This window comes from Flavobacterium bernardetii, from assembly GCF_011305415.1.
In the GTDB taxonomy this organism is placed as follows: domain Bacteria; phylum Bacteroidota; class Bacteroidia; order Flavobacteriales; family Flavobacteriaceae; genus Flavobacterium; species Flavobacterium bernardetii.
In genome coordinates this window covers 219248-227217 of the sequence record NZ_JAANOQ010000007.1, presented here as the reverse complement: position 1 = coordinate 227217, position 7970 = coordinate 219248, and the positions used below count along the sequence as shown (strand labels likewise).

Here is a 7970-nt window from a genome sequence, read left to right as displayed (position 1 = left end):
CCAAAAGTTCCTTGTACAGACTGTACTGAAGAAGAACACGCTCAAAACAGACGTAGTGAGTTCTTGATTATTAAAAAGTAATAGATAAAACAAGAAGAGGAGTTAATAAAATGTTTTAACTCCTCTTTGTTGTTTTAATAAATTTATTCTCTATAAAAAAGCCTTTCAAACGAAAGGTTTTTTGTTTTTTATGTATTTTGTCGGATATTGATTATTTTTATCGATATTAAATCGCGTTTTGTTAAAATAATTACTATTTTAGTAGACTATTTAAATTTTTTTAACAAACAACCTTAAATCGATGAAAAAAAATTACTTTTTTTTTGAAAAAATGTTAAGTACCAATAAGGTATTAATGTTTTTAATGATTATGTTTTGTTTATTTGTAAGTAATGTTAACGCACAAATTGCTGTTACAGTTACAAATAACACAAACACTACTCCAAATTTAGCTGCAAGTTATACTTCGTTAGCTACAGCATTAACTGATTTGAATGCAGTAACTACAATGACTGGGCCAGTAACTTTAGTCTTAGCAGCTGGAAATGAAACAACTCCTTCAACTGGATTGCAGTTAGGTAGTGCATCACTTAATGCTGTACTAAATGCCACAAACACTGTTACACTAATTGGGGCAGGAAGCGCTACAATACTGAATGCAGGTGTAGGTACCGCAACCCCAGCAAGTGCTGTTCCGGACGGTATATTAAAATTAGTTGGTGTCGATTATGTCACTATTAACGGAATAACCTTTACAGATGGGAATACTACAAATCCTGCTACTATGGAAGTTGGTTTAGGTATGTTTAAGTTATCTGCTACAGATGGTTGTCAAAACAACACTATTCAAAATTGTATATTTAACATGCAACGTGTTAATAATGCTAATTCAACCGCTCCTATGGTTGAGGGTTCTGTTGGTGTAGCAATGATGAATTCTACTGCCTTAGCTTCAACAACTGTGTTGACTGTAACGGCGGCTTCTGGATCAAATTCAAATAATAAATTTTATAATAACACTATAAATAGTGGAAATTATGGTATTGTTTTAATTGGTTTTGCTGCTGTAACTCCATTTACTTTAGCAGATACAAACAATGAAATTGGTGCTTTAGGTTTTGGTAACTCAATCTTAAATTTTGGAGGTGGCGCAGCTACAAATCCTTCTGCAGGTATAAGAACGTTAGCTCAATATGGATTAAATGTTAATTATAATATTGTAAATAACAATAATGGTACTGGTGTAAATCATCTAACAACATTAAGAGGTATTTATATTAATACTGCAGTATCAGCTTCTGCTAATATAACAAATAATAACATAACAGTTATTTCGGGTGCAACAACAAGTTTATTGGAAGGTATTAATAATGCGTCTGGTTCAACAGCTGCTTCTAATACAATTAATATTAACAATAATATTGTTGCTTTGGGTTATCCTACTCAAACTTCCGCAACAATTAACGGAATTTTAAATGGTTCGTCTGCTGCAACTGTTAATATCAATAACAACACTGTAACTCAAGCTGCTGGTTTTGCTTTAGCAGGAACGGGAACTTGGGTAATGATAGAAGGAGGATCTCCAGGAGGAATTCTTAATACAAACAATAATATAGTTTCTAATATTGTAAGAACTGGTGCTTCAGGATCAATGAGATGTGTTAAAGCAGCAACTCCAGTGGGTTTATGGACTAGTATTGGAAATTTAGTTGAAAACATAAGCTATTCGACAGTAGCTTCAACAGGAGGTATTGATGGTATTTATGATTTATCATCTGCAACATTAATGAATATTTCTAATAATATTGTTAGAAATTTATCAACTCCAACTACAGGTACAATTAATGGTATTAATATCAATACTGTTTCAGGAACACATACTTGTTCTAATAACCAAGTTTATAATTTCACTACAACTAGTGGTGGAGCTGGAGGAGCAACTTTTACTGGTATTGTATTTAGTGTTGGAAATGCTACTATTTTTGGAAATCAAATTTATGATTTAAATAGTACAGGTACAACTGGTGGAACTGTCGGTGCTATTACTGGAATTAGACAAAGTGCAGGTACTACAAATTCAATTTATAATAATAAAATTTATAATTTATCTTCAACTAGTACAGGTGCCATTATTTATGGTATTAATGCTTCTGGAGGTACTACAAATACAATATATAATAATATTATTGGCGATTTACGTGCTACAGCGGCAAATGTTGCAAATGCGATTAGAGGTATTGACATTGCTTCAACAAATGCAAATGTTTATTATAACACAATTAATTTAAATGCTACAAGTTCGGGAGCTGTTTTTGGAACCAGTGCTTTAAATGTTTCTTCTACAACAAACTTAGATTTAAGAAATAATATTTTTAATAATACTTCGACTGCAAATTCTACTGGTTTAGCAGCTGCTTACAGACGTTCATCAACAACTTTGACATCTTACGCTGCCGCATCAAATAATAATTTATTTTATGGAAGTACAATATTTACTGATGGAACAAATACAGATGCTACATTAGTAGCTTTCAAAGCAAGGGTAACACCAAGAGATACAGCTTCAATAACTGAAAATCCAACATTTGTTTCTACTACTGGTTCTAATATAAATTTTTTACATATTGATACAGCTGTAGCAACGCAGATTGAAAGTGGTGGTGCAACAGTTTCAGGAATTACTGATGATTTTGATGGGAATATAAGAAATGTTACTACGCCAGACGTAGGTGCTGATGAATTTACTGGAGTTTTAGCCGATTTTACTGCGCCAACAATTTCTCATACAGCCCCTACAGCTTCTTGTATACAAGGAGATAGAGTTGTTTCTGCAACTATAACTGATGCAAGTGGTGTTTCAGCAGGAATTGGTTTGCCTGTAGCATACTGGAGAATAAATGCAGGAGCATATATAGCAACAACAGGTGTTGATATGGGTGCTGGAGTTTATAATTTCACAATTGGTTCAGGCTCAGTTTATGGTGATATAATAACATATTATTTTGTAGCTCAAGATAATGCAGCAGCACCAAATGTTGCAGCATTACCTTTAGCGGGTGCAGCTGGATTTTCAACAAATCCTCCAGCAGTTTCTACTGCTCCAACTACACCTTTTAGTACAACATTATTGTCTGCTTTAAGTGGTACTTATACAGTAGGAGCAGCAGGTAATTATACAACTTTAACTGCAGCTGTAAACGATTTTAATATTAGATGTTTGTCTGGTCCGGTTGTTTTTGATTTATTAGATACAACGTATCCTTCTGAAACATTCCCAATTACAATTCAGCAAAATGTTGATACAAACGCAACAAATACATTAACAATTAAACCAGCAACTGGAGTAACAACTTCTATTACTGGAAGTAATGCTTCTGCAATTGTTAAATTAAATGGTGCTGATTATGTAACAATTGATGGTTCTAATAATGGTTCTAATTCAAGAGATTTAATAATAGAAAATACAAATGCATCTGGTACTGTAGTTTGGATTGCTTCTGCGAGTATTTCAAATGGGTCATTAAATAATGTTGTTAAAAATAGTAATTTTATTGGTGGAAGTTCAACAACTACTGTTGGTGGGGTTCTTTTAAGCGGGATTGCTTTAGGCGCAGCTGCTGAATCACCAAATAATAATATTACCATTAATAACAATAATTTTACGAAGATGCAAAATGGTGTTTTTGCTATCGGAAATGCAACAACTCCAGATACAGGTTGGAATATTACAAATAATATTTTTGGTTCAGCAGTAGTTGCTTCAAAATTAGGTTTTAGAGGTATTGCTGTTCAAAATGCTCAAAACTTTATCGTTTCTGGAAACCAGATTACAGGTGTTACAACAGCTTCAACATCTACAGCTTCAGGAATTTTAGTTGGTGCAAATGCATTTAACGGTTCAGTTTTTAATAATACTATTTCGGATATTAAAAACACTAATACTGGTGGGTATGGTGCAAATGGTATACAGTTAAACTCATCAAATACTACTGCAAATATGCTAGTATATAATAATTTTATTTTTAATGTTGCTGGTAACGGATATGCTTTAGGTACTGCTGTTTCAGATAATGGATATGGTATTATTTGTACTGCAGGTGCGGGTTATTCTATTTATAATAACACTGTAGTTTTAAATTCAAACCAAACCGTTTCTGGTTTACCTGCTGCTTTTAATGTTACAGCTGGTGTCAGTGCTGCTGGTGCAATTAATTTAAGAAACAATATTTTTGTTAACACTCAAACTCAAACTGGAGAGAGATATGTAATATATTGTAGTTCACCAAATACTATTTTTTCTGCAATAGATTATAATGATTATTATACTACAGGAACTAATTTAGGATTTATTGGATCAGCAAGAACAAATTTAGCTGCAATTCAAGCTGGTTTTGGTCAAAATACTGCTTCTTTAAGTTTATTACCAGTATTTGTTTCTGCAACAGATTTACATTTAGTAACAACTACAAATACTGCAATTGATAATAAAGGTACAGCTATTGCAGCAGTAACTTTAGATATCGATGGTAACGTAAGAAGTGCAACAACTCCTGATATGGGAGCAGATGAATTTACTTCAACGGCTTGTACATCAGCTATTGGAGGAACTGCAAGTGCGTTAGTTAGTACATTCTGTGATTCAGGAAGTACTACTGTTTCTTCTACTGGATATTCAACAGGATTCTCAACTACATATCAATGGCAATCTTCTGTAGATTTAGCATTTACAACACCAATAAATGAAGGTGCTGCTTTAACTGTTTATGCAGATTTAGTAACTCCAACAATTACTACAACAACATACTATAGATTAGCAGTTACTTGTGTTGAAAACGGTCAAGCTAGTTTTTCAAATGTTGTAACATTAACAATAAATGTTAGTCCAAATGCAGATGCTCCAGCAAACGTAACAGCTTGTGATAGCTATACACTTCCAGCTTTAACAGTAGGAAACTACTTCACAGGAACTGGTGGAACAGGAACAGCTTTGAGTGCAGGAAATAATATTACTTCTACACAAACTATTTATGTGTATGCACAAACTGGAACTACTCCAAACTGTACAGATGAAAACTCTTTCACAGTAACTATCAATACTACACCTGTTGCAGATGCTCCAGCAAACGTAACAGCTTGTGATAGCTATACACTTCCAGCTTTAACAGTAGGTAACTACTTCACAGGAGCAGGTGGTACAGGAACAGCCTTGAGTGCAGGAAACACTATTTCTTCTTCACAAACGATTTATGTGTATGCACAAACAGGAACAACACCAAACTGTACGGATGAGAATTCTTTCTCAGTAACTATTAATACTTCACCAATTGCAGATGCACCAGCAAATGTAACGGCTTGTGATAGCTATACACTTCCAGCTTTAACAGTAGGTAACTACTTCTCAGGAGCAGGTGGTACAGGAACAGCCTTAAGTGCAGGAAATAGTATTACTTCTACACAAACGATTTATGTTTATGCACAAACAGGAACTACTCCAAATTGTACGGATGAGAATTCTTTCACAGTAACAATTACTGCAGCTACAATTTCTGGAGTAACAACTCAAGTAATTAATGGAGGAGTTGCTGCTGATGCTACAATTGAAGATATTGTAGTTACATCAAACGGAACGGTAACTTGGTTTGCTTCATCTGCAGATGCTACAGCAAATATTAATCCATTGCCAGCAGGAACGCAATTAGTTAGTGGTAACATTTACTATGGAGTAACAAATATTGGTATTTGTAGAAGTACAACATTAGCTGTAACAGTAACAGTTGTGTTAGGAAATACAAGTTTCGATTTATCTCAATTAAATTACTATCCAAATCCAGTGAAAGATATCTTTAATGTGAAATACAATAAAGAAATTGTTTCAATTGAAGTTTATGATTTAACTGGTAGAAATGTTATTAGTATAAAACCAAATACATTAGAAGTACAATTGAATATGACAAATTTATCAAGCGCAATGTACATCGTAAGATTACAATCAGTTGATGGATTCACTGATTTGAAAATTTACAAAAACTAATAAGGTTAAATAAAATTAAAAACCTCTCCTCTTTAATTAGAGTGAGAGGTTTTTTTTATATGATTAACTTTAAGAATTCTTTCAGGAAAAATTAAAATGTAGTTTTAAACAGAAGCAAATATCTCTTTCACAGCTTGTTCATAAACTCTACTGTTTTGCGCTTTTTTAATTTTCTTAAAGGTTTTCTGTGTATCTGGAAAGACTTGTGAAAAGTATTCCCAAAAGCCTAACATTTTCATTCGTATTGGAGTCGGGCCTTGTAAAAAAGCATCGTAAGCCTGATAAATTTCGTCATGAAAAGCATTGAAAAATTTGAATCTATCTTCAGGATATTCTGTAGTATTGTTTTTTATCATGCTTGGTAAAAATGGATCGGCAATTAAACCTCTTCCTATCATAAAATGATCAATACTTGGAAAACGTTCTTGCATTTCTCTAAATTTTTCTACCGAAGTGATATCACCATTATAATACAATTTATGTTTCGAAACATCCAAACAACGTTGAAACGAATCTAAATCTACTGGTCCTTTGTATAATTGTTTTCCAATTCTCGCATGAATGGCAATATTCTTTATCGGGTATTTTTCTAAAATAGGAAAAACGTCTAAAATTTCAGCAGCATTTTCATAACCCATTCGCATTTTCATCGAAACAATAATATCGGTTTCGCTGTGCGCTCGGTCTAAAATAGTGTTGATTTTTTCAGTATTGCTAATTAATCCCGAACCCATACCGCATTTGGCTACCATCGGATACGGACAACCTAAATTCCAGTTCAATTCTTTATAACCTAATGATTGAACATATTTCGCTACGAACAAAAATTCATCAGCATCATTTGTAATAATTTGTGGAATGACTTCTAAAGTGGAATTATTTTCTGGAAGAATATCGCGTTCGTAAGAAGCTTTAATTTCTAATTTTCCGTTCAGTCTAATGTATGGCGAATAGAAAGTATCAATCCCACCAAAATGTTTATGAAACGCATTTCGAAAACGGAAATCGGTAAAACCTTGTAAAGGCGAAGATAATAATGTAACGCTCATAATAGTTTTGAAAACACAAAGGTAAGGTTTTGTTTTTTAAATATAATTTCACGCAGATTGAAAGGATTTTACTTTGCGACTTTGCGTCTTTGTGTGAGTTTTAATTTTAATTTTTTCACGCAGATTGAAAGGATTAAAATGATTTTACTTTGCGACTCCGCGTTATTGCGTGAAACAAAACAGGAATTTAAGCAAATCAACTCTGCAAGTTCTTGCTTTAATTTTTTTACGCAGATTGAAAGGATTTTACTTTGCGACTTTGCGTCTTTGCGTGAGTTTTAATTTTAATTTTTTCACGCAGATTGAAAGGATTAAAAGGATTTTATCTTAGCAACTCTACGTCTTTTCGATAAATTAAAAACTTTTAAAAAAATCTTCGTGCCTTAGCATCTTCGTGGCAAAAACTACAAGTTATCCGAAGCAAACCATTCTGCAAAAGACGATTCCGTTTCTTGTAATCGTAACGAATGCAATTGAATGTCTTTTGGCAAACGCGCCATAATTTTATTTGCAAAATCAACTACCATATTTTCGCTTGTGGGCTGATAATCGACTAAAATCACATGATGTCCACGATTTTGAAGTTCTTTAGCTAATTCCACATGCGGTGTATTTTGGTTGAAAACTGTTGCGTGATCAAACACATCCACAATATCTTCTTTTACGATTTTTTTCAAATCAGAAAAATCAATTACCATTCCGAATTTTACATTATTCGAATCCGTAATCGGCTCACCAATAACAGTTACAGAAAGTTTATAACTATGTCCGTGTACGTTTTTGCATTTGCCATCATAACCATAAAGGGCATGACCAGTTTCGAAATTAAATTGCTTGGTAATTCTAATTTTACTCATGGTGTGATAATTGAAATGCAAAATTACGAAAAT

3 protein-coding genes are annotated in these 7970 nt (G+C 33.2%); 1 reads left to right on the top strand and 2 read right to left on the bottom strand.

Going from position 1 to position 7970, the window contains the following annotated elements; all coding sequences use genetic code 11:
- The first annotated feature begins 301 nt into the window (after positions 1-301).
- Entirely contained in the window at positions 302-6031 is a 5730-nt protein-coding gene (locus tag G6N05_RS13160; RefSeq protein ID WP_166130334.1) for a T9SS type A sorting domain-containing protein, read from the top strand.
- A 104-nt stretch (positions 6032-6135) separates the two neighbouring features.
- Here G6N05_RS13160 and G6N05_RS13155 read toward each other — a convergent pair whose 3' ends face one another.
- Positions 6136-7080, bottom strand: a complete 945-nt coding sequence (locus tag G6N05_RS13155; protein ID WP_166130331.1) for a tRNA dihydrouridine synthase — start codon at positions 7078-7080, stop codon at positions 6136-6138.
- A gap of 404 nt (positions 7081-7484) precedes the next feature.
- Positions 7485-7937 (bottom strand): 6-pyruvoyl trahydropterin synthase family protein, encoded by a 453-nt coding sequence (locus tag G6N05_RS13150; protein WP_166130327.1) that lies wholly within the window; start codon positions 7935-7937, stop codon positions 7485-7487.
- Between the last annotated feature and the right edge of the window lie 33 nt (positions 7938-7970).

What these genes read in the sequence shown, in the direction of transcription:
- G6N05_RS13160 (WP_166130334.1), top strand. Translation starts at nt 302, where the DNA reads ATGAAAAAAAATTACTTTTTTTTTGAAAAAATGTTAAGTACCAATAAG.
- G6N05_RS13155 (WP_166130331.1), bottom strand. Translation starts at nt 7,080, where the DNA reads ATGAGCGTTACATTATTATCTTCGCCTTTACAAGGTTTTACCGATTTC.
- G6N05_RS13150 (WP_166130327.1), bottom strand. Translation starts at nt 7,937, where the DNA reads ATGAGTAAAATTAGAATTACCAAGCAATTTAATTTCGAAACTGGTCAT.